Source organism: Silvimonas soli, assembly GCF_030035605.1.
In the GTDB taxonomy this organism is placed as follows: domain Bacteria; phylum Pseudomonadota; class Gammaproteobacteria; order Burkholderiales; family Chitinibacteraceae; genus Silvimonas; species Silvimonas soli.
On sequence record NZ_CP106736.1, the window covers coordinates 1,717,493 to 1,738,699 of the forward strand.

A 21,207-nucleotide genomic window follows, 5' to 3' on the forward strand; every position below is an offset into this window, starting at 1 on the left:
GGCGTCATCATGGCGTTACTTCCGGAGCTTGCACGCTGCCGTTGGCAAATGCTGAAAGGTCGTTACCGGCCGCAGCAGAAAAGAAGGTATCACCAGGAGGCTGGATGCCGGTTTGTGCCAAGGTGGAATTCGGAGTCGAACCATCGATCACCCGTGGGCGCAGGAAAATCACCAGTTCGATCCGTCTGGTCTGGTCGTCGCGATAGCTGAACAAGTCACCCAGGCCAGCAACACGAGACAACCCGGGCAATCCGGTGCGCGCATTGGCACTGGCATCCTGGATCAGTCCGCCCAACATGGCCAACTGGCCTGACGGCACATGCAGCGTGGAGTCGAACTCACGCACCTGTAATACCGGCACCTGGCTAACCACCGGCTTTTGCATGTCTCGCGACATCAGCGCCACGGCTGGGTCTTCAACCCAGGAGCGGATATTGGTGATGGTCGGCCGCACATTCAGCGCGATTTCACCCGTGGCCGATACCTGTGTGAGTACCTGCAGTACCAGCCCCACCGGCACTGTGTGCAGTTTGCTGGCGTAGTGGCGGCGCGTGATATCGCCATTGCTGTTCTGGTCTTCAGTTAGATCCAGCGTGAAATAAACCTGTTCATCCACCACCTTCATCACGGCGGGCTGATTATTGATCGCAACGATTTTGGGGCTGGATAAAACCCGGGTGCGGCCAAATTGTTCGAGTAGTTTTACGGTGAGATTGAAACCACTCAACAGTGGATTGCCTTTGCTGATCAGGGCCAGCGGCACGTCACCCAAGTTGTTGCCTGTGGTTTGCTGCGAAACCTGCCAGCCTTTATCGGAAGCCGCGAGCCAGCCCCAGTCGATACCCGCCTGGTAGTGATCCGATAAAGCCACTTCCACAATCGTGGCTTCTATCAGCACCTGGCGTTGGGCATTGGCACCCAGAGAGTTGATAAAGCTGGCGACCTGCAACTGTTCTGTCGCAGTGGCATAAACGCCGATAACCCCGGTTTCGGGGTGCACCAGCACCAGTCTGCCAGGTTTGTGCGATTCGGTCGTGGCCGGTACGGCGATGTGCTCACCAGTTTTGCTCTCTGCCCGCGCCCGGCCTGCCTCGGCTAGATTTTTTTCGATACGCGACAGTTTTTCGGCCACGTCGATCGCCGAGGTCGTTTTGCCTGCAGTCGAAGTGCCAGCCAGAAGCGGCAACCCGGTTGGCGAAGAGACCTGGACCGCTGCAACCACTGGCCGCTCAGTCACTTGCAGCATGGCTTTTAGATGGGCCTCCAGACGCTCCCAGAACATATTGTCGGCGGTGGATTCGATCTCGGTGGTGGAGCTATTGATTGCACTGCCTGTTCGCTCATTGCTGATGCTACCGCCCGTCCCTGAAACCGAGTTGGCCAGGCTGACCGAGGAACGCACTTTGCGAGACAGGTTGAAATAGTCGATATGGTAGTTCGCCCAATAAGGTTCATCGGGCATGACAGTTAACACCCCACTTTCCAACGTCCAGCGCAGCGGTACCTGCCTGGCCACCCGCTCAAGAATCTGCGGCAAGGTCTGATTCAATGCATTCAGGGTGACTTCGCCGCCAATTGCGGGATGCACGTCGAGGTTTACCTTGGCGTCACGCGCCAGGGTAAACAACAACGATGCCACCGGCAGCTTATAGGCCACGACGGAAAACAATTTGGGACGGTTCGGGGTGGGGATGGCGGGAGGAACAGACGTGGGGACAGCTGCGTCTGCATGAACTGGCAGTGGTGTATCCGACAAATGGCCCATTGGAAGTGGGCTTGGACGACCGGTCGTGCCGCAGCCGACCAGTACGCAACAAATCAGCAACATCCCGAACAATGTGAATCTTACCGTTTTGCCCATTTTGTATCGGCCCGACACAGCATCAGGCCAGCGACCCATGACGAAGAATGAGCGCTAAAAACTACACTTCGGCAAAAATTGAAATTTTGATGTTAGTCATTGGCAATTATTACGATAATTGCCTTTCTCAATTCTTTCTGACAGAACAGCATTTGGCTGCATGTATTTTCATGACATATTCATAGGGCTGGCGGCAACGCCGCTTTATCCCTAAAATGGACGTCCTTTGTACTCACCAGTCTAACCGGGTTCGCATGACCTCCCCGCTTGTCCAGATCGATCGGGTTCGCTTCGGCTATTCAGAGCGAGACATCCTCAGTGATGTATCGCTTACAGTCGCGCGCGGCCAAGTGGTTGCCATTATGGGCGGTTCGGGCTCAGGTAAAACCACGCTCCTGCGACTGATCGGCGGCCAGATCAAGGCGCAAGGCGGCTCAGTCAAGGTTGATGGTGACGAAGTAGGTTCATTGGGTGAAAGCGCCCTGTATGGCATGCGGCGCAAGCTCGGCATGCTGTTCCAGTTTGGCGCGCTGTTTACCGATTTGTCGGTCTACGACAACGTGGCCTTCCCCTTGCGCGAACGCACTTCTTTACCCGAGTCGGTTATTCGCGATCTGGTTTTGATGAAGCTGCAAGCGGTCGGATTGCGTGGCGCCATTGATCTGATGCCATTCGAGCTTTCCGGCGGCATGGCACGCCGCGTGGCCTTGGCCCGCGCCACGGCGCTGGACCCGCTGATCATGATGTACGACGAGCCATTCACCGGGCTTGATCCGATTTCTCTATCGACAATCGGGCAACTGGTACGTGAACTCAACGATGCTTTGGGCGCGGCGTCGATCATCGTGACACACGATGTTTCTGAATCGCTGGATATCGTCGACTACGTTTATTTCTTGTCGGGCGGCAGCGTTGTGGGCCACGGCACACCAGACCAGATCCGTGCCTCGGAAGTGCCGTTTATCAAGCAGTTCATCAACGGCGAACGTGACGGCCCGGTGCCATTCCACAAGCCGGCCCCGCCTTATGCACTGGATCTGGGACTGGAGAACAACCGTGGATAATGTTCTCGTACGCTTTTTTTCGAGTATTGGTCGGCCATTTACCAATACCTTTATCAAGGTCGGGTTTGCCGCGCGTTTTTTTGTGGCGATACTGCGGCACTCGCCGACATCGTTACTGCGCTTACGCCTGACCATCCGCGAGATCTGGTTCGCTGGCGTGTTGTCGGTACTGATTATTGTGGTGTCTGGCTTGTTTGTCGGCATGGTGCTGGCGCTGCAGGGCTATGACACGCTCAGTCGTTTTGGTGCTTCATCCGCCTTGGGCATCATGGTGGCGCTGTCGTTGGTGCGCGAACTGGGACCAGTGGTCGGTGCACTACTATTCGCCAGCCGTGCGGGTTCTGCCATCACCGCCGAAATTGGCTTGATGAAGGCCACCGAACAGTTGTCGGCCATGGAAATGATGGCGGTCAACCCGATCGCCCGTGTCGTCGCTCCCAAATTCTGGGGCGGTGTGATTTCGATGCCTTTGCTCACGGCCATGTTCAGCGCCATGGGCATTATTGGTGGTTATCTCATTGGCGTGCATTTGTTGGGGCTTGATTCCGGCATCTTCTGGTCGCAAATGCAAAGCTCGGTAGATATGCGATTTGATGTCATGAACGGCATCATCAAAAGCGTGGTGTTCGGGATTGCCGTTTCGCTGATCGCGGTATTCGAAGGTTACGACGCAGCACCCACCGCCGAAGGCGTCTCGGGGGCGACAACGCGTACTGTCGTAACCTCTGCACTGGTAATTCTTGGTCTGGACGTGATCCTGACCGCATTCATGTTCCGGGGAATCTGATGAAACGAGGCATGATCGACTTTTGGGTCGGACTGTTTATCGCCGCTGGTGTAGTTGCCATTTTGTTCTTGTCGCTGCGCGTGAGCAGCCAGAGCGGCCTGCCGGCGCGCTCAACTTATACGGTGACGGCCAACTTCGACAATATTGGCGGGCTGAAAGTGCGGGCACCGGTGAAAAGTGCCGGCGTAGTCGTGGGCCGCGTCACCAATATCGAACTGGATACGTCCCGTTACGTCGCCAAAGTCACCATGGCGCTGGATAACCACTATCATTTCAGCCGGGATTCATCGGCCGAGATTCTGACCTCCGGTTTGCTGGGCGAACAATACATCGGCATTACGCCGGGGGCTGACGACAAGATGCTCGCCGCGGGCAGCACCTTCAAACTGACATCGTCGGCCATCGTGCTTGAACAACTTATCAGTCGTTTCCTGTTTTCCAAGGCGGAAGACGGTAGCGACAAATCTTCAGCGGGAAATCAATAAATGACTGTGTTTAAAAACTGGCTGGCTGCGATCTGTGTGGCAGCGTTGCTTCCTGGTGCTGCATTTGCAGCGCCTGCCGCCACTGATTCACCTGAACAGATCGTGCGTAGTGTCAGCAAGGACGTGCTGGACATCCTCAAGAAAAACGACAAAGACACCAGTACCATCCGCAGTCAGGTTGAAACCCGTCTGGTGCCACTGGCCGACTTCAACCGCATGACCGCGCTGGCCGTGGGCCGCTACTGGAAAAGCGCCACGCCTGACCAGCAACAAGCGCTGACCAAAGAATTCCGCACCATGCTGGTTCGCACCTATCTGTCGGCGTTGACTATCTACAAGAACGCGCAGGTTGACGTGAAGGGTTCACGCCCGGGCGACACACCAGACGAGCAAACTGTACAGACCGAAGTCAACCTGCCAGGCCAGAAGCCAATTGGCCTGGATTTCAACTTCGAGAAAACCGATGCGGGCTGGAAGGTGTTTGATATCTCGGTTGAAGGGATCAGCTTCATCAACAGCCACCGCAACCAGTTTGGCACCGTTATCCGCAAAGACGGCATTGATGGCCTGATCAAGCAGCTCGCGGCCAGCAATGCGGGCTCTACTGCAAAAACCGGTAGCGCTGCCAAATGAGCGTTCATGCCATTACCGGCAAGTTAACGATGGATACCGCCGGCGCGCAGCTGGCGGCATTCTCGTGGCCAGTAGCGGCAAATGAACTGACGCTGGACTTGAGCCAGGTGCAGGAAGTCGATTCGTCGGCCGTTTCAGTGCTGTTGCATTGGCAACGCCAGGCAAAAACCCAACAAGCCAACTTCCTGATTACCGGCGTGCCTCCGGCGCTACGTGAGCTGGTGCGGCTGTATGGTGTAGAAGACCTGCTGCCCACCGGGGCCTGAACGGATCGGCAAACCCCGCCCCATGCGGGGTTTTTGCTTTTGTGACCGCTGTAAATTCACTTTTCAATTCAGGCTGATAGCTTGCCCGAAACCGCTTACAATACGGGTCTGTCCCGAATCAAAAAAATGCCAATCCTGACCATGCGACGACTTGTCCCCATTGCCGCGCTGTTGCTGACGGCCTGTGCCAGCCCCAAAAACAATTACGATCCGCTTGAACCGGTTAATCGTGGCGTTTTCTTTGTGAATAACGTGGTCGATCAAGCCGTGGTCAAACCGGTGGCAACGGTCTACGCCAATTACGCCCCTGGCCCGGTCAAGCAAGGCACCAGCAACTTCTTTGGCAATATCGACGACTTGTTCTCCAGCTTTGGCTCATTGCTGGAAGGACATTTCAAAGAAGCAGGCACCAGTATCAGCCGCGTCGCCGTCAACACTACCATTGGCATGTTTGGCATTTTTGACTGGGCCACCGACATGAAATTGCCGAAGCCGGATCAGGATTTAGGTCTGGCTTTGGGACATTGGGGAATCGGCAGCGGCCCTTATCTGATGCTGCCGCTGCTGGGACCAACCACCTTGCGTGATTCGGTTGATCCGGTTGTGCGCACTTTCTACGGTCCAGGCAGCTATCTGAACACCACCGGCGAAGAAATCCTCTGGGCGTCTGTTGATGGCATCAACATGCGGGCTCAGGTTCTGCCGCTGGATGCACTGATCGAATCCCAGCCTGACCCGTACGCCTATATCCGTGACGCCTATCTGCAGCGCCGCTGGTACAAGGTTTACGATGGTCAGCCGCCACACGCCTTGCAGTTGGGTCCAACTGACGATGACGACGCGGCTGATGACGCAGCACCGGCACCTGGCGCCGCCAGTGCGCCGGCCGCTGCTGACAAGCCCGTTGCCCCAGTAGATGCTTCTGCAGTTGCCTCGGCCACGCCAGCCGCAGCAGTAATTGAAGCGCCCGCAGCCACTGCTGCGTCGGCAGAAGTAAAGGCCAGTCAGTGAGCGCTATCCAGTTCAACCAGGTCGTCAAACGTTATGGCGACTTCCAGGCGCTCAACGATGTCAGCTTTAGCGTAGAAGAAGGCGATTTCTTTGCACTGCTGGGCCCAAATGGCGCAGGTAAAACCACGCTGATATCCATCTTGGGCGGCCTGGCCCGCGCCACCAGCGGCCAGATTTCGATCATGGGCCGCGACGTGGTCACCGATTACCGTAATGCCCGTCGCGCCGTCGGCATCGTGCCGCAAGAATTGGTGTTTGATCCGTTCTTCAGCGTGCGCGAAACGCTGCGTTTTCAGTCGGGGTATTTCGGCCTCAAACAAAACGACGCCTGGATCGATGAGATCCTCGAAAACCTTGGCCTGACCAATAAAGCCAATGCCAATATGCGCTCCCTGTCTGGCGGTATGAAACGCCGGGTGATGGTGGCTCAGGCGCTGGTGCATCGGCCCCCGGTCATTGTGCTGGATGAGCCCACGGCCGGGGTGGATGTGGAACTGCGCCAGACACTGTGGGAGTTCGTGCGCCGCTTGAACAATCAGGGCCACACCATTGTGCTGACCACGCACTATCTGGAAGAGGCTGAAGAATTATGCAATCGCATCGCCATGCTCAAGCAAGGCAAGCTGATTGCGCTGGAAGACAAACAAAAGCTGCTCAATCGCGGCAAAGCCCGCACGCTGCGCATCAAGCTGTCTGAAGGCAATTTGCCATTAAGCCTGGCCGATCAGGTCATCGCCGAGAAAGACGGTCTGTATGATTTGCGCCTTGCTGACGTGGCCGGACTGGAACAGATTCTGGGCGAACTCCGCCAGCATGGCGCAATCGTGCGCGATATCGAGATCGCCAAACCCGATCTGGAAGACATCTTTGTCGAAATGATGCAAGGCCGTACTGCGCAAGGCTAAGCCCGCACAGACGCCCGACGGAACCCACATACATGCAAGGTTTTTCCACCCTTTTCTACAAAGAACTGCTGCGCTTCTGGAAGGTCAGTTTTCAGACCGTACTCGCGCCGATTCTGACAGCGCTGTTGTATTTGCTGATCTTTGCCCATGTGCTCGACTCACATGTAGAACCTTATCCAGGCGTGCGCTATACCGCGTTTCTGATTCCGGGTCTGGCGATGATGTCGATGCTGCAGAACGCGTTTTCCAACACCAGTTCCAGTCTCATTCAGTCCAAGATCACCGGAAATCTGATCTTTATTTTGCTGCCGCCGCTGTCGCACTTTGAATTCTTTGCCGCTTACGTGCTGGCAGCTGTCTTGCGCGGCGTGATTGTAGGCGCGGGCGTATTGCTGGTAACGCTGTTTTTTGCCATTCCGCCAATCCAGCACTCCTTGTGGATTCTGGTGTTTGCGCTACTGGGTACCTCGATCATGGCCATTCTGGGTTTGATCGCGGGGATATGGGCCGACAAATTTGACCAGTTGGCGGCTTTCCAGAACTTTTTGATCATGCCGCTGACTTTCCTGTCTGGCGTGTTTTACTCGATTCACAGCCTGCCACCGTTCTGGCAAGGCGTTTCCAACTGGAACCCTGTGTTCTATGTGATCGATGGCTTTCGCTTCGGATTTTTCGGGGTTGCCGATGTTTCGCCATGGCTCAGTTTGACCGTTGGCGGCGCTACATTGCTGGTACTCGCCACATTGGCCTGGCAACTGATAAAATCCGGTTATAAATTAAGGCACTAGACTAGAAAGCAACGATTCTGATGACTCCCGAACAAGTTCAAACCCTGCTGGTTACCCGCCTGGACGCCACCGCGACCGAGGTGACTGGTGACGGCCACCATTTTTACGCCCGCCTGGCTTCGCCCCGTTTTGAAGGGCTGGGCCTGCTGGCACGACATCGCCTGGTCAAAGAGGCACTCAAAGACGTGATCGATTCTGGCGAACTGCATGCGCTGTCGCTGGAAAAAACGCTCACGCCCGCAGAATGGGCCAACCGGTGAGCGATTCTGATCGCTTCAATCTCGATGGCATCGCCGCTGACAAAGCCCGCATCGAAGAAGCCAACCGGACCCAACGCACAACGCGCGACCGCAGCACCCAGAAGCTGATCGCACTGACCAATCTGCCCTGGCTGATCGCCATCGCGGCCTGGTTGCTGTGGAAATACCTCTGAGCACAGTCCAGATAACTCATACCGAAGCAGCCGCTAACGGCTGCTCACGCTAACCGCATTCCCGCAGGAGCGGGCAAAGATCATGGAAAAACTGAAAATCATCGGCGGCCATCCGCTGGCAGGCGAAATCACCATTTCTGGCGCCAAGAACGCAGCATTGCCGATTCTTTGTGCGGGCCTGCTCACCGCCGACACACTGCGCCTGACCAACGTGCCGCAATTGCGCGACGTCAAAACCACCCAGAAGTTGTTGCAAGGCATGGGCGTGCGCGTGATGACCGATAACGTTCACGAATACGAACTGACTGCCAATGCCATCACCAACCTGTGCGCGCCGTATGACCTGGTGAAAACCATGCGCGCATCGATCCTGGTGCTCGGCCCAACGCTGGCCCGTTTTGGTGAAGCGCAAGTGTCCCTGCCCGGTGGTTGCGCCATTGGTGCTCGTCCGGTGGACCAGCACATCAAGGGTCTGCAAGCGATGGGTGCCGAGATCGTTATCGAACACGGTTATGTCAAAGCGTCTGGCAAGCTCAAAGGTGCTCGCATCGTCACCGACATGGTGACCGTGACCGGCACTGAAAACCTGCTGATGGCAGCAACATTGGCCGAAGGCATCACCACCATCGAGAATGCCGCACGCGAACCGGAAGTGGTTGATCTGGCCGAATGCCTGATCGCCATGGGCGCTAAAATCAGCGGCCACGGTACGGATACCATCACCATTGAAGGCGTGAAATCCTTGCATGGCGCCACCCACGCCGTAGTGCCAGACCGCATTGAAACCGGCACATTCCTGTGTGCCGCCGCCGCCGCGCAAGGCCGCGTGGTATTGCGCAATACCCGTGCCAACATCCTGGAAGCGGTCTTGGACAAACTGCGTGAAGCCGGTGCGTATATCGAAGCGGGCGACAACTGGATTGCGCTGGACATGAAACAGCGCCCGAAAGCCGTGAACGTGCGCACGCTGCCCTACCCGGCGTTCCCGACTGACATGCAAGCGCAGTTCATGATGCTCAATGCCATCGCCGATGGCACCAGCGTCATGACCGAAACCATCTTTGAAAATCGCTTCATGCACGCGCCAGAGCTGACGCGGATGGGCGCCAACATCAGCACCGAGGGCAACACCGCCATCGTTCGCGGCGTTGAAAAACTGTCTGGCGCCACCGTCATGGCCACTGATCTGCGCGCTTCGGCGTCGCTGGTCATTGCCGGTCTGATCGCCCAAGGTGAAACGATCGTCGATCGCATTTACCATCTGGATCGCGGCTACGAGCATATTGAAGCCAAACTGGGCGGTATTGGCGCGCAAATCGAGCGGATCGCCTGATGCTGACACTCAACCCGAAACCGGCCAGCGACGACAGCGACGGCAAACTCAAGCCGCCTACCGGCGTCGAGAAAACCGTCGCCATGCTCACGCATTTGTCCGGCATTTTCTGGATTCCGTACCTGCCGATGCCGGTGTTGGCGTTGATCATTCCCTTTCTGGTGCTGCAATTTGCCCGCGTGCATTCCGAGTATGTGGAACAACACGCGGTGCAGGTCGCCAACTTCCAGTTGCTGATGGGTTGTTTTTACGCGCTCGCCATGATCTTGTCGTACGCGTTGCATAATGTATTTCCGATCTGGTGGGTGGCCATAGGCTCCGCCATGTTTTGTCTGTGGGAAGGCGCCAAAGCCATCAATGGCTGGCCGTCACGTTACCCACTGAACCTGAAACTCTTCAAATAAGAGCGGCAAATATAACCCTGCTGGCTGCGTTGTACTCACTTGCCGTACCATTTTGTACTGTCTGCGTTTCGCACGCCTTGCCATCACCGCTTCGCTGGGTTTTATCCGCCACTCTATAAACAGAGCAAGACAACATATGATTACGATCGCGCTGTCCAAAGGCCGCATTTTTGAAGAAACCGTCCCGCTGCTGGCTGCCGCTGGCATCGTGCCGAGCGAGGCACCAGAAAGCTCGCGCAAGCTGATCATTGGCACCAATCACGAAGATGTGCGCCTGATCATCGTGCGTGCCACCGACGTCCCCACCTACGTGCAATATGGCGCGGCCGATCTGGGCGTGGCGGGTAAAGACGTGCTGCTGGAACACGGCGGCGCGGGCTTGTATCTGCCGCTGGATCTGGAAATCGCCAAATGCAAGCTGATGGTCGCCGTGCAGAACGGCTTTGATTATGAAGGCGCGGTGAAACAAGGGGCACGCTTGCGCATTGCCACCAAATACACCGAATGTGCACGCGAGCACTTTGCCTCCAAGGGCGTGCACGTTGACCTGATCAAGCTGTACGGCTCGATGGAACTGGCGCCGCTTGTGGGTTTGGCCGATGCGATTGTCGATCTGGTTTCTACGGGTGGCACGCTGAAGGCCAACAACCTGGTGGCGGTGGAAGATATCCGCGATATCAGTTCACGGCTGATCGTGAACCAGGCCGCACTCAAGCTCAAACAAGATCGCCTGCAGCCGATTATTGATACGTTCGCCGCCACGGTTGCAGCGCGTAACCCCGCCTGAAGCCGCAGTTGCAATAAAGACCAGCGCCCTCACTCCTCATGGATGAGGGCGTTTTCATGTGCGGTCTGACCGGATAAAACCGATCCAGCCATTTCAAACGATTCCCGCCCCTAACCCCTGCCTGTCCAGATTGTGAACAAGTGGTTTCGCAACGTCGGGGATGCAGCCGGTATAATCACTCTCCTTTGCATAAAACCGGATGTTTGCCATGATCCGCCGTCTCGATTCACGCGCCCCCCAATTCCAGAGTGAGCTGGCTGCACTGCTCGCCTTTGAATCTTCCCAAGACCCGGAAGTCGATACCCGTGTCGCCGTGATTCTGGACGACGTCAAACATCGGGGCGATGCCGCAGTTATCGAATACACCCAGCGTTTTGATGGCCTGAGTGTCGATGCCATGCCGCAACTGGAGTTGTCGCAAGACGAACTCAAAGCCGCATTCGAGCGTCTGCCGCAACAGCAGAAAGACGCCCTGCAAGCCGCTGCCGCACGTGTACGCAAGTATCACGAGCATCAAAAAATGTCGTCGTGGCAGTACACCGACGAAGACGGCACGCTGTTGGGTCAGCAAGTTACACCGCTGGATCGCGTTGGCATTTACGTGCCAGGCGGCAAAGCGTCGTATCCGTCGTCCGTGTTGATGAACGCGATTCCCGCGCACGTCGCGGGCGTGAGCGAAATCATCATGGTCGTCCCGACACCGCGTGGTGAACGTAACGATCTGGTGCTGGCCGCGGCTTATATCGCCGGGGTTTCCCGCGCCTTCACCATCGGCGGTGCGCAAGCGGTTGGCGCACTGGCCTATGGCACCCAAACCATCCCGCAAGTCGACAAGATTACCGGCCCCGGCAATGCCTACGTTGCCGCCGCCAAACGCCGCGTATTTGGTATTGTCGGTATCGACATGGTAGCCGGGCCGTCAGAAATTCTGGTGGTGTGCGATGGCACGACCGATCCAGACTGGATAGCCATGGATTTGTTCAGCCAGGCCGAACATGACGAGATCGCCCAAGCCATTTTGCTGTGTCCGGACGCTGACTTTATCGAGAAAGTGGCTGCCAGCATTGAACGCCAACTGCCCGAAATGCCGCGTGCCGATATTATCCGCGCGTCGCTCAGTGGTCGCGGTGCGCTGATCCAGGTGAAAGATCTGGATGAAGCGTGCGACATCGCCAACTGGATTGCCCCGGAGCATCTGGAGTTGTCGGTAGATAATCCGCAAAACTGGCTGCCCAAGCTCAAGCACGCTGGCGCGATCTTCCTTGGCAAGTTCACCTCGGAAAGCCTGGGCGATTACTGTGCCGGGCCAAATCACGTATTGCCGACCGCCCGTACCGCACGGTTTGCCAGCCCGCTGGGCGTGTATGACTTCCAGAAACGCTCCAGCTTGATTCAGGTTTCCGCCGAAGGCGCGCAAAGTCTGGGTCGCATCGCCAGCACACTGGCGCATGGCGAAGGCCTGCAAGCGCACGCACGTGCAGCCGAGTATCGCTTGAACGATCAGTAATCCGTAAGAGTTAATCTCAAGAGCCCGGCTATGCGTCCAGCCGGGCTAGCACTGCACCGATAACACCGGCCCGAGGGTGATCTGCAATGCCAGCAAAAAGTGAATATCTGGAATGGCTCGTCGAGCAGTTGGCGCCATTGGGCCACATCCGCGTCAAATCCATGTTCGGCGGCTACGGGCTGTATTGTGATGAGGTCTTTTTTGCTCTCATCGCTGACGACGTGTTTTACGTAAAAGTGGACGACACCAGTCGCCCGCGTTTTGAGGTCGAGCAGTTGCAACCGTTTATGTACCGCATGAAAGACGGTTGCCAGCAAACCATGTCGTACTACCCGCTGCCGGAAAACACCTTGGAAGACCCAGAGGCGATTCGCGATTGGTCGCGAGAAGGCATTGGTGCGGGTTTGAGGGCTGTGGCCAGTAAAAGCAAAAAGAAGAAATGACGGGGAAAATCTCTACCCAAAGCGCCATGCATTACAACTGGGGCAATGGCGAAGATGGCTGGCACCTGGTACGTAATCCTGCACTGTCAATCATTCAGGAACGGATCGGCCCGGGCGGTTCGGAGCAGCGTCATTATCACCATCACTCAAGCCAGTTTTTCTATGTTTTGAGTGGCCAATTGCAGATCGAAATCGCAGGCAGCACCGTTTTACTGGGTCAGCACGAAGGGGTTGAAGTCTCCGCTGGCGTCCCGCATCAAGTACAGAACCGTTCGCAAACCGACGTACATTTTCTGGTTACGTCGCTACCGCCGAGCCACGGCGACCGGGTTGCAGCCTGATTTGGTGCCATTTATTGCCATTTACGGCGTTTTAACGCGTTCAATGCCCGCTTTTGCTTCACGCGCATGACGAAGTCGTGGACAATTACGCCAATTGCGCCCACAAGGGCTATTGCTGATTACGAGAACACAATGCGTCAAGTTCAGGTTACCCGCGACACTCTTGAAACCCAGATCACCGTCTCCATCAATCTGGATGGGACAGGCAAATCCAAATTCGACACCGGCGTGCCGTTTCTGGAACACATGATGGACCAGATCGCCCGTCACGGTTTGATCGATCTGGATATCGTGGCCAAGGGTGATTTGCACATCGACGCCCACCATACCGTGGAAGATGTCGGCATTACGCTGGGCCAGGCTTTTGCCAAAGCGGTGGGTGACAAGAAAGGCATTCGCCGTTACGGCCACGCTTATGTGCCGCTGGACGAAGCCTTGTCGCGCGTGGTGATTGATCTTTCTGGTCGGCCCTGTCTGGAATACGGCGTGGAATACACCCGTGCCATGATTGGCGGTTTCGACGTTGATCTGTTTGGCGAATTTTTCCGCGGTTTTGTAAACCACGCGGCAATCAGTCTGCATATCGACAACCTGAAGGGCAAAAACGCCCACCATCAGGCCGAGACCATCTTCAAGGCATTCGGCCGTGCATTGCGCATGGCAATCGAATACGATGAACGCATGGCTGGCATTACGCCATCCACCAAAGGCACCCTGGTCGGTTAACCGACTTTTCTAGCGTTGAATATCTGAAATGCGCATTGCAATCGTTGACTACGGAATGGGCAATCTGCATTCCGTCACCAAAGCCCTTGAACACGTTGCCGGTGATGACGCCAGCATCGTGCTGACTGACGATCCTATCGAGGTCGCAGCCGCTGACAAAGTGGTTTTCCCCGGGCAAGGCGCCATGCCGGACTGCATGAGCCATTTGCAGGAAAGCGGTCTGAAACAAGCGGTGCTGGACGCTGCCACCCAAAAACCGTTCCTCGGCATCTGCGTGGGCGCCCAATTGCTGTTTGATTACAGCGAAGAAGGCCAGACGCCGGGCTTGGGCGTATTTGCCGGTGAAGTAATGCGCTTTCCCAAAGACCTGATGCATGACGAGCACGGCCAAAAGCTGAAAGTGCCACACATGGGCTGGAACGAGATGTTCATCACGCGTGAGCACCCGTTGTGGCAAGGCATTCCGGATGGTGACCGCTTTTACTTTGTCCACAGCTATCACTTCAAGCCTTCTGACGACATCACAGTGATTGAATCGGCTTACCCTTACCGGTTTGCCGCCGCCGTTGCGCGCGACAATATTTTCGCAATTCAATGCCATCCGGAGAAAAGTCACAATGCCGGGCTGCAATTGCTGCGAAATTTTGTACACTGGGATGGTCGCCCTTAAACGGGTGACTCCTCTAACAACCTGACTTCATTGAAGTTTCTGCATCATGCTGATTATTCCCGCGATTGATTTGAAAGACGGCCACTGCGTACGTTTGCGCCAGGGCCTCATGGAAGACGCAACCGTGTTTTCTGAAAAACCCGCTGCCATGGCTCGCCACTGGCTGGATGCTGGCGGTCGCCGCTTGCATCTGGTGGATTTGAACGGTGCATTTGCCGGCAAGCCCAAGAATCTGGACGCCATCAAAGCCATTCTGGCCGAAGTCGATGGCGAGATTCCGGTGCAACTGGGTGGCGGTATTCGTGATCTGAACACCATCGAGCAGTATCTCGATGCCGGTATCGATTACGTCATCATTGGCACCGCTGCGGTCAAGATTCCAGGTTTCTTGCACGAAGCATGCGATGCCTTCCCTGGCCACATCATCGTCGGACTGGACGCCAAAGATGGCCGCGTTGCCACCGACGGCTGGTCCAAGATTACCGAGCACGATGTGGTTGATCTGGCCCGCCGCTTCCAGGATTACGGCGTGGAAAGCGTGATCTACACCGATATCGGCCGCGACGGCATGCTCTCTGGCGTCAACATTGAAGCCACCGTCAAGCTGGCGCAGGCGCTGACCATTCCGGTGATCGCATCTGGCGGTCTGACCGATCTGGATGACGTACGCAAGCTGGTCGAAGTCGAAAGCGAAGGCATTGAAGGCGTGATTACCGGTCGTGCCATTTACGAAGGCACCATCGACTTCAAAGCCGCGCAAGACCTCGCCGACGAAGCGGTTGCTGCCTGACCTTTACCCTGCAGCCCTCGCAAAGAAAAATGCCGGTGCAACACGCCGGCACTTTTTTTCCCGGGCCCGGAAGCTGACATGCCACTAGCCAAACGCATTATCCCTTGCCTTGATGTCACCGCTGGCCGCGTGGTCAAGGGTGTGAACTTTGTTGAGCTGCGCGATGCGGGTGATCCAGTTGAAATCGCCAAGCGTTACGACGAACAAGGTGCCGACGAGCTCACCTTTCTGGATATCACAGCGTCTTCGGATGATCGCGATCTGATTCTGCACGTCATTGAAGCCGTCGCCTCGCAAGTGTTTATCCCGCTCACGGTAGGCGGTGGCGTGCGCAAGGTAGAAGACGTCCGGCGTTTGCTGAACGCGGGTGCCGACAAAATCAGTATCAACACCTCCGCCATCACCAACCCGCAACTGGTCGCGGATGCCGCCGCCAAATTTGGCAGCCAGGCGATTGTGGTGGCGATTGATGCCAAGGCTGTGTCAGGCACGAATGATCGCTGGGAAGTCTTCACCCACGGTGGTCGCAACGCTACCGGCCTGGACGCGGTGGAGTGGGCAATCAAGATGCAGCAACTGGGCGCTGGCGAAATCCTGCTGACCAGCATGGATCGCGATGGCACCAAGATCGGTTTCAACCTGCCGCTGACCCGTGCGGTGTCCGACGCTGTGGATATTCCGGTGATTGCTTCTGGCGGCGTGGGCAATTTACAGCATATGGTCGAGGGCGTGACCCTGGGCCATGCCGATGCCGTGCTGGCCGCGTCGATCTTTCACTTTGGTGAATACACCGTGCGCCAGACCAAAGAAGCCATGCGCGATGCCGGGATCGAGGTGCGTTTATGAGCTGGCTGGATGAAATCAAATTTGATGATGCCGGGCTGGTGCCGGTCATCGCCCAGGACGAGCACACTGGCCGCGTGTTGATGTTTGCTTTTGCCAATCGAGATGCCGTTGCCCTGGCTGCCGAAAAAGGCACCGCGCATTACTGGACCCGCTCACGCCAGAAGTTGTGGCACAAAGGGGAAGAATCCGGCAATTTCCAGCACATCAAGGAAATCCGGCTCGATTGCGATGGCGATGTCTTGATCTACATCATCCAGCAGGATGGCGGAATTGCCTGCCACACCGGACGCGAAAGCTGTTTTTTCCGTAAACTCGTCGGCGCTGAATGGGAAGTGGTAGACGCGGTGCTGAAAGACCCGGCAAGCATTTACGGCAAGCATTCGCACTAAAGGTCGTCGGCATGAACCGTTGAATGGTCGCCCCGGAGCCCGTCGCAAGACGGGCTTTTCAAATTGCCCGGGTTGATTCGTACATCTTAAAACATGCTGCCTGCAACCCCGCCGTCCTTTCGTAATCAAACCACCCTATAATTGACCCTTTGCACCTGGAGCGAAGTATGGTTTCCGCCGAGATTCTGGAACGCCTGTCTGAGACACTCGCCGCGCGGCGTAACGCAGACCCGTCCACTTCCTATGTCGCCAAGCTGTTTCATAAAGGCCAGGAAGCTATCTTGAAAAAGGTGGGAGAAGAAGCGGTCGAAACCATCATGGCCGCCAAAGATGGCGACAAGCTGCACCTGGTACGTGAAGTTGCAGATTTGTGGTTCCACACCATGGTATTGCTGGCCCACGAAGGCTTGAGCGCAGAAGATGTGCTCGCCGAACTGGCCCGCCGCGAAGGCATTTCGGGTATCGAGGAAAAAGCCTCACGCCCGGCGCACGATTAAGTACACGTAAGTACGCAACGGACTGCCCCAAAATATCGTTGTACTGATACCGGCACCGGCCGGATTAACCGGCTACTCGCGTAGGCGTGGTTAGACGTCTGGTGTACATGGAGAATAACAATGACTGATTGCCTGTTCTGCAAGCTGGCCAGCGGTGAAATCCCCAGCAAGCAAATTTATGAAGATGATGAAGTCGTGGCTTTTCACGACATCCATCCGGTCGCGCCAGTGCATTTTCTGATTGTGCCCAAAGTCCACATTGATTCACTGGCACATGCCCTGCCGCGTCACCAGGCATTGCTGGGCAAGATGTTGCTGCTGGCACCGCAACTTGCCGACGAACATGGTTTGGCGGATGGCTTTCGCACCGTGATCAATACCGGTCACGCGGGTGGGCAGACTTTCTTCCATCTGCACGTGCACGTCTTTGGCGGTAACGCCATGACCCCGAATCTGGCTGAAATCAAAACGCAGTAAGTCGATCTTTCTGTTGTTACCTTAATGAACGTGCGGCTTTGCGCCGCCTGGAGCAAACAAATGGGTTCTTTAAGCATCTGGCACTGGCTGATTGTGCTGGTCGTGGTCGTACTGATTTTTGGTACCAAGAAACTGAGTAATGTTGGCAAGGATCTGGGTTCTGCCGTGCGTGGGTTCAAGGAAGGCATCAACGGTGAAGGCGAAGCAGCCAAGCCAGCCGATACCAAGCCTGAAGCTGGCCGCGTCATTGACACTGCCGAACGCGACAAACGCTAAACCGCCCTGCTGACGGAAATTACTCGTGTTCGACATCAGTCTGGGTGAGATGGCCGTAATCGGTGCGGTGGCCTTGGTTGTCATTGGCCCGGAGCGGTTGCCAAAAGTAGCGCGTACACTGGGCTTGCTGGTGGGGCGCGCGCAGCGCTTTGCGTCCAGCGTTAAAGCCGATCTGGATCGCGAGATTGCACAAAGCGAACTGGCAAAGATTGAGGCCGAGATGCGCGCTGAAGGCACCGCCTTACGCAACACAATCCATCAGCCACTGGCTGACGCCAAAGCCGCGTTGCTCAGCGCGACACCCGAAGTCGCAACGCCCACCATTGCTACACCAGCGATGATGGAGCCCGCACATGTTGCCACGCCCGAAGATATGGCACTGGCGCCGCAAATTGAACAACCTGTGGTGGCAGCAACGCCTTCCGTTGCCAGCGCCGCCCCGCACGCCGAACCCGCCGCAGAACTTGTCCCCGAGCATGACGAGCGTCAGCTTGATCTCTTTTACACTCCGCCCGCCGAGCAACCGCCGGCGCGTGATCGTCGCTGAGTCATGACCCAGGATAACTTTCAGCCGCTGCTGGTCCACCTGATCGAGTTGCGCACGCGCATTGTGCGCAGCGCGCTGGTGTTCTTTGTCGGCTTTGCCATCTGCTTTTACTTCTCGCAGCAGCTGTATGACTTTCTGGTGGCGCCACTGACTGCCGTGCTACCGGGGCAGAAACTGGTTTCCATCGGCATTGCCTCACCGTTCTTGCTGCAGGTAAAAATCGTGGCCATGACGGCGGTGGTGATCACCATGCCTCACAGCCTGTACCAGCTGTGGGCCTTTGTCGCACCCGGCCTCTATGCCCACGAAAAACGCATGATCGGACCGCTGGTGGTGTCGTCCACGCTGCTGTTTGTCTGCGGGATGGCGTTCGCTTATTTCTTTGTGTTTAAAACCGTGTTCGGCTTCGTCGCCACGCACATTCCGTCATCCATGACCTGGCTGCCGGATTCCGACCAGTACTTGAGCTTTGTACTGGGTTTGTTTATTTCTTTCGGCATCACCTTCGAAGTGCCGGTAGCCATCGTGCTGCTGGTTCGCATCGGCGTGGTTACCGTAGAAAAACTGGTGAGCTGGCGCCCATATGTGATTGTGGGTGCGTTTATCGTGGCTGCGGTCGTCACTCCGCCCGACCCGCTTTCGCAATGCCTGCTCGCCGTCCCACTCTGGCTGTTGTATGAAGCCGGTTGCATCGTCGCCCGCTGGACCGGGCGCGGCGCTCCTCCCAACACCGACCCACAAGAACAATGAAAACTCCCGCTTCACTTCGCATTTATCAGGCATTGTTATTTCTGCTGGCCGCTGTGCCATGTGGCATTCCATTCCGTTATCCGCCCAATCCGGTGTTCCCGTCAGAACTGGCCGCTTTTGGTTTCTGCGCCCTGCTGATCATGGCTGCGGCGGCACTGCCTAATACCTTGCGCCGCAGCGCCCCGCCGTGGATGAGCTGGCCGTGGCTGGCTCTGGCCGCGGTGTTGCTGATTCAGATTGTGGCCCTGCCGGTTATTTACTGGTCTGAGCGCACCATTCCACTCAGCTATCTGATTACGGCTGGTCTGGCCGTATGGAGCCTGTCGCTGGCCCGTGACGAACATGGCATTGAGCCATTGGCCGTTGCGCTGGCGTGGGGCTTGCTGGTGGGTGCGCTGTTCAATACCGGCATTTCAGTGCCGCAGATTGTGCAGTTGCTGGAACATGGCCCGCGCCTGATTTTTGGCAACATTGGCCAGAAAAACATGTACGGCCATTATCTGGCCTGGGGTCTGGCTGCGGCGGCATGGCTGACGGCGCATCGCCGTTTGCAAAGCTGGGCCTTCTGGATTCTGGCGGCGTGGCTGGCCTTGTCCATGGCGTGGTGTGGTTCGCGCTCCATCTTCCTGTACGCCGGTGCCTGGCTGGTATTCGGTGGCGTGCTGTTCTTCACCACGCATGGCAAAAACCGCCGCTTTGCGGGCTTCCTGTTCGGGGCGGCAGTATTGATTCTGGCCATGCAGTTCGTGGCACCACTGATCAACGAAGTCATGCAAGCCTCCTTGCACGCCAAGAATGAAGTCCCGACCGGGCTGGACCGGCTGGACTCCAATGGCGCCCGTCGTCTGGTGGAATGGCACAAGGCCTGGATGGTATTCCTGGAGCATCCGGTGCTGGGCGTAGGCTGGGGCGGCTATGGCGCGGAAAGCGTGCGCTTGCAGGTAATTCCGGCCTTTGCCAAGGTCGTTGAACCGGTGTTGTTTACCCATTGCCACAACTCGCTACTGAACCTGATGGCAGAAACCGGCGTAATCGGTACCGTCGTCGTCGTCGTGCCGCTCTTGCTCGCCTTTGCTGCACTGTGGGGCCGTCGACACGATACGGTGGCGGTGTTTGGTGCGTCGCTGGTGATCGTGTCCATCCTGCACAGCCTGGTGGAATACCCGCTGTGGTATTTCCACTTCTTCGGCCCGTTTGCGCTGATGCTGTACCTGATGTTCGACAACGCGCCCAAAGGCGGCCTGTCGATGGTGCAGGCCCGCATGGGTGGCATGTTGACCGGCCTCGCCGCACTGGCCCTGGGTATTGCCGGTACCGCGTTTTATATCCAGCTTTATCCGATCATGGATAGCTCCAGCAAGCCCAAAGAGAACGAGCGCCGCATCCATATCCTGGAGCAAATGCGCCACAATCCGTTGCTGGATTACTTTGCCGAATTTGGTCTATCGAACTTCATCGTGGCCAACCGGGACGACATCGCCTGGAAGCTGGGCGTTGTTGCCCAACTGGATCGCATCCATCCATATCCGGGCCAGTTGTCGGATGAGGCCATCATGCGCGCACTGTTAGGCGATCAAGCCAGGGCGCACGAACGCATTCGCCAGGCAATTTATTCGTTCCCGGATAGCCTGGGTTATTACCGCCACGAAATCGAACGCTTCCCGCATGAACCTGCGGTGCAAGCGTTGCTGGTGGATGTGGCCGCAGGGGAAAAAATGTATGGCAAACAGCCATACGATCCAAACGATGATAGCGACGACGATTGATTCCATCATCGCAGCGCAATTAGAAAAGCCGGCTCCCCAGCCGGCTTTTTTCATGTCCGTGCGAGAAACAGAAGCCCTCACGGCTAGCCGTCCATCAGTACCGCCAAGCGCAGCGCATCCATCCGGACGAAACCGACGTAGATGATAACAAGGGCCACAACAGCCCTCCTTTTTGACCAGCAAGGAGAATCATCATGAAACGTCTCATCGTGTCTCTTGTGGTTTTGGCATTTACCGGTTTGACTGCAGGCAGCGTATTGGCTGACGGCGTGGGTGCTGGCGGAACCCAAGGCGGTGCCAATGGCGTGATGCGTCACCCTATGCCCAAACCGGCGCCTGACAGCACCAACTAACAAGAACCACTCAAGGCCGCAGCATCCGCTCACAACAGGCCCGTAATAAAAAAGGCTACCGCCAGGGTAGCC

The 21,207-nt window shown here is 56.6% G+C and carries 29 protein-coding genes; 28 read left to right on the plus strand and 1 reads right to left on the minus strand.

All coding sequences use genetic code 11. The features are described from left to right. Positions 1–7: 7 nt before the first annotated feature. A complete protein-coding gene (locus N7220_RS07890; RefSeq protein ID WP_283150909.1) occupies positions 8–1,657 on the minus strand; it encodes a pilus (MSHA type) biogenesis protein MshL in 1,650 nt (549 codons plus the stop codon). Between the two features lie 458 nt (positions 1,658–2,115). Here N7220_RS07890 and N7220_RS07895 point away from each other — a divergent pair, with 458 nt between their 5' ends. The 28 genes from N7220_RS07895 (at position 2,116) to N7220_RS08030 (ending at position 21,135) form a co-directional block, all read left to right on the plus strand. Further along, entirely contained in the window at positions 2,116–2,925 is an 810-nt protein-coding gene (locus tag N7220_RS07895; RefSeq protein ID WP_283150910.1) for an ABC transporter ATP-binding protein, read from the plus strand. Between the two features lie 25 nt (positions 2,926–2,950). Continuing rightward, a complete protein-coding gene (gene mlaE, locus N7220_RS07900) occupies positions 2,951–3,712 on the plus strand; it encodes a lipid asymmetry maintenance ABC transporter permease subunit MlaE (RefSeq protein WP_283151417.1) in 762 nt (253 codons plus the stop codon). 11 nt (positions 3,713–3,723) lie between these two features. After that, positions 3,724–4,197, plus strand: coding sequence for an outer membrane lipid asymmetry maintenance protein MlaD (mlaD, locus tag N7220_RS07905; RefSeq protein WP_390901571.1), 474 nt, complete (start codon positions 3,724–3,726; stop codon positions 4,195–4,197). Beyond that, positions 4,198–4,830 (plus strand): MlaC/ttg2D family ABC transporter substrate-binding protein, encoded by a 633-nt coding sequence (locus tag N7220_RS07910; RefSeq protein ID WP_283150912.1) that lies wholly within the window; start codon positions 4,198–4,200, stop codon positions 4,828–4,830. After that, entirely contained in the window at positions 4,827–5,096 is a 270-nt protein-coding gene (locus N7220_RS07915) for an STAS domain-containing protein (protein WP_283150913.1), read from the plus strand. Before N7220_RS07910 ends, N7220_RS07915 begins: the two co-directional genes overlap by 4 nt. 141 nt (positions 5,097–5,237) lie before the next feature. Beyond that, positions 5,238–6,107, plus strand: coding sequence for an MlaA family lipoprotein (locus N7220_RS07920; protein WP_283150914.1), 870 nt, complete (start codon positions 5,238–5,240; stop codon positions 6,105–6,107). Then, positions 6,104–7,012 carry an ABC transporter ATP-binding protein gene (locus N7220_RS07925; protein WP_283150915.1) on the plus strand — a complete coding sequence of 303 codons (909 nt, stop codon included), beginning with the start codon at positions 6,104–6,106 and terminating at the stop codon, positions 7,010–7,012. The genes N7220_RS07920 and N7220_RS07925 overlap by 4 nt, the downstream gene beginning before the upstream one ends. Before the next feature lie 32 nt (positions 7,013–7,044). Continuing rightward, positions 7,045–7,800 carry an ABC transporter permease gene (locus tag N7220_RS07930; RefSeq protein ID WP_283150916.1) on the plus strand — a complete coding sequence of 252 codons (756 nt, stop codon included), beginning with the start codon at positions 7,045–7,047 and terminating at the stop codon, positions 7,798–7,800. Positions 7,801–7,820: 20 nt separating this feature from the next. Beyond that, positions 7,821–8,060 carry a BolA family protein gene (locus N7220_RS07935; protein ID WP_283150917.1) on the plus strand — a complete coding sequence of 80 codons (240 nt, stop codon included), beginning with the start codon at positions 7,821–7,823 and terminating at the stop codon, positions 8,058–8,060. Then, positions 8,057–8,233 carry a hypothetical protein gene (locus N7220_RS07940; RefSeq protein ID WP_283150918.1) on the plus strand — a complete coding sequence of 59 codons (177 nt, stop codon included), beginning with the start codon at positions 8,057–8,059 and terminating at the stop codon, positions 8,231–8,233. The genes N7220_RS07935 and N7220_RS07940 overlap by 4 nt, the downstream gene beginning before the upstream one ends. Positions 8,234–8,315: 82 nt before the next feature. Beyond that, on the plus strand, positions 8,316–9,566 hold the full coding sequence (murA, locus tag N7220_RS07945) for a UDP-N-acetylglucosamine 1-carboxyvinyltransferase (RefSeq protein WP_283150919.1): 1,251 nt from the start codon (positions 8,316–8,318) through the stop codon (positions 9,564–9,566). Continuing rightward, a complete protein-coding gene (locus tag N7220_RS07950) occupies positions 9,566–9,970 on the plus strand; it encodes a DUF4870 domain-containing protein (protein WP_283150920.1) in 405 nt (134 codons plus the stop codon). The genes murA and N7220_RS07950 overlap by 1 nt, the downstream gene beginning before the upstream one ends. Positions 9,971–10,106: 136 nt before the next feature. After that, positions 10,107–10,757 carry an ATP phosphoribosyltransferase gene (gene hisG, locus N7220_RS07955; RefSeq protein ID WP_283150921.1) on the plus strand — a complete coding sequence of 217 codons (651 nt, stop codon included), beginning with the start codon at positions 10,107–10,109 and terminating at the stop codon, positions 10,755–10,757. Positions 10,758–10,965: 208 nt separating this feature from the next. Then, positions 10,966–12,264, plus strand: coding sequence for a histidinol dehydrogenase (hisD, locus tag N7220_RS07960; RefSeq protein ID WP_390901572.1), 1,299 nt, complete (start codon positions 10,966–10,968; stop codon positions 12,262–12,264). 86 nt (positions 12,265–12,350) lie between these two features. After that, positions 12,351–12,707, plus strand: a complete 357-nt coding sequence (locus N7220_RS07965) for a TfoX/Sxy family protein (protein ID WP_283150922.1) — start codon at positions 12,351–12,353, stop codon at positions 12,705–12,707. Continuing rightward, positions 12,704–13,048: a cupin domain-containing protein gene (locus N7220_RS07970; protein WP_283150923.1), complete on the plus strand. Its 345-nt coding sequence runs from the start codon at positions 12,704–12,706 to the stop codon at positions 13,046–13,048. The genes N7220_RS07965 and N7220_RS07970 overlap by 4 nt, the downstream gene beginning before the upstream one ends. 132 nt (positions 13,049–13,180) lie before the next feature. After that, entirely contained in the window at positions 13,181–13,774 is a 594-nt protein-coding gene (hisB, locus tag N7220_RS07975; protein WP_283150924.1) for an imidazoleglycerol-phosphate dehydratase HisB, read from the plus strand. Between the two features lie 28 nt (positions 13,775–13,802). After that, complete coding sequence (hisH, locus tag N7220_RS07980; protein WP_283150925.1) at positions 13,803–14,444, plus strand: imidazole glycerol phosphate synthase subunit HisH; 642 nt, start codon at positions 13,803–13,805, stop codon at positions 14,442–14,444. Between the two features lie 46 nt (positions 14,445–14,490). Further along, complete coding sequence (hisA, locus tag N7220_RS07985) at positions 14,491–15,234, plus strand: 1-(5-phosphoribosyl)-5-[(5-phosphoribosylamino)methylideneamino]imidazole-4-carboxamide isomerase (protein ID WP_283150926.1); 744 nt, start codon at positions 14,491–14,493, stop codon at positions 15,232–15,234. A 78-nt stretch (positions 15,235–15,312) separates the two neighbouring features. Next, entirely contained in the window at positions 15,313–16,080 is a 768-nt protein-coding gene (gene hisF / locus N7220_RS07990) for an imidazole glycerol phosphate synthase subunit HisF (protein ID WP_283150927.1), read from the plus strand. Further along, a complete protein-coding gene (gene hisI / locus N7220_RS07995; RefSeq protein WP_283150928.1) occupies positions 16,077–16,469 on the plus strand; it encodes a phosphoribosyl-AMP cyclohydrolase in 393 nt (130 codons plus the stop codon). The genes hisF and hisI overlap by 4 nt, the downstream gene beginning before the upstream one ends. 167 nt (positions 16,470–16,636) lie before the next feature. Beyond that, the gene (locus N7220_RS08000) at positions 16,637–16,966 is read left to right on the plus strand and encodes a phosphoribosyl-ATP diphosphatase (protein ID WP_283150929.1); all 330 of its coding nucleotides are present in this window, start codon (positions 16,637–16,639) and stop codon (positions 16,964–16,966) included. Positions 16,967–17,086: 120 nt separating this feature from the next. Next, entirely contained in the window at positions 17,087–17,443 is a 357-nt protein-coding gene (locus tag N7220_RS08005) for a histidine triad nucleotide-binding protein (RefSeq protein ID WP_283150930.1), read from the plus strand. A gap of 60 nt (positions 17,444–17,503) precedes the next feature. Further along, on the plus strand, positions 17,504–17,719 hold the full coding sequence (tatA, locus tag N7220_RS08010; protein ID WP_283150931.1) for a Sec-independent protein translocase subunit TatA: 216 nt from the start codon (positions 17,504–17,506) through the stop codon (positions 17,717–17,719). 25 nt (positions 17,720–17,744) lie between these two features. Further along, complete coding sequence (gene tatB / locus N7220_RS08015) at positions 17,745–18,266, plus strand: Sec-independent protein translocase protein TatB (protein ID WP_283150932.1); 522 nt, start codon at positions 17,745–17,747, stop codon at positions 18,264–18,266. Positions 18,267–18,269: 3 nt separating this feature from the next. Beyond that, positions 18,270–19,016, plus strand: coding sequence for a twin-arginine translocase subunit TatC (gene tatC, locus N7220_RS08020; RefSeq protein ID WP_283150933.1), 747 nt, complete (start codon positions 18,270–18,272; stop codon positions 19,014–19,016). Beyond that, on the plus strand, positions 19,013–20,782 hold the full coding sequence (locus N7220_RS08025) for a PglL family O-oligosaccharyltransferase (RefSeq protein WP_283150934.1): 1,770 nt from the start codon (positions 19,013–19,015) through the stop codon (positions 20,780–20,782). Before tatC ends, N7220_RS08025 begins: the two co-directional genes overlap by 4 nt. 194 nt (positions 20,783–20,976) lie before the next feature. After that, positions 20,977–21,135, plus strand: a complete 159-nt coding sequence (locus tag N7220_RS08030) for a hypothetical protein (protein ID WP_283150935.1) — start codon at positions 20,977–20,979, stop codon at positions 21,133–21,135. The last annotated feature ends 72 nt before the right edge of the window (positions 21,136–21,207 follow it).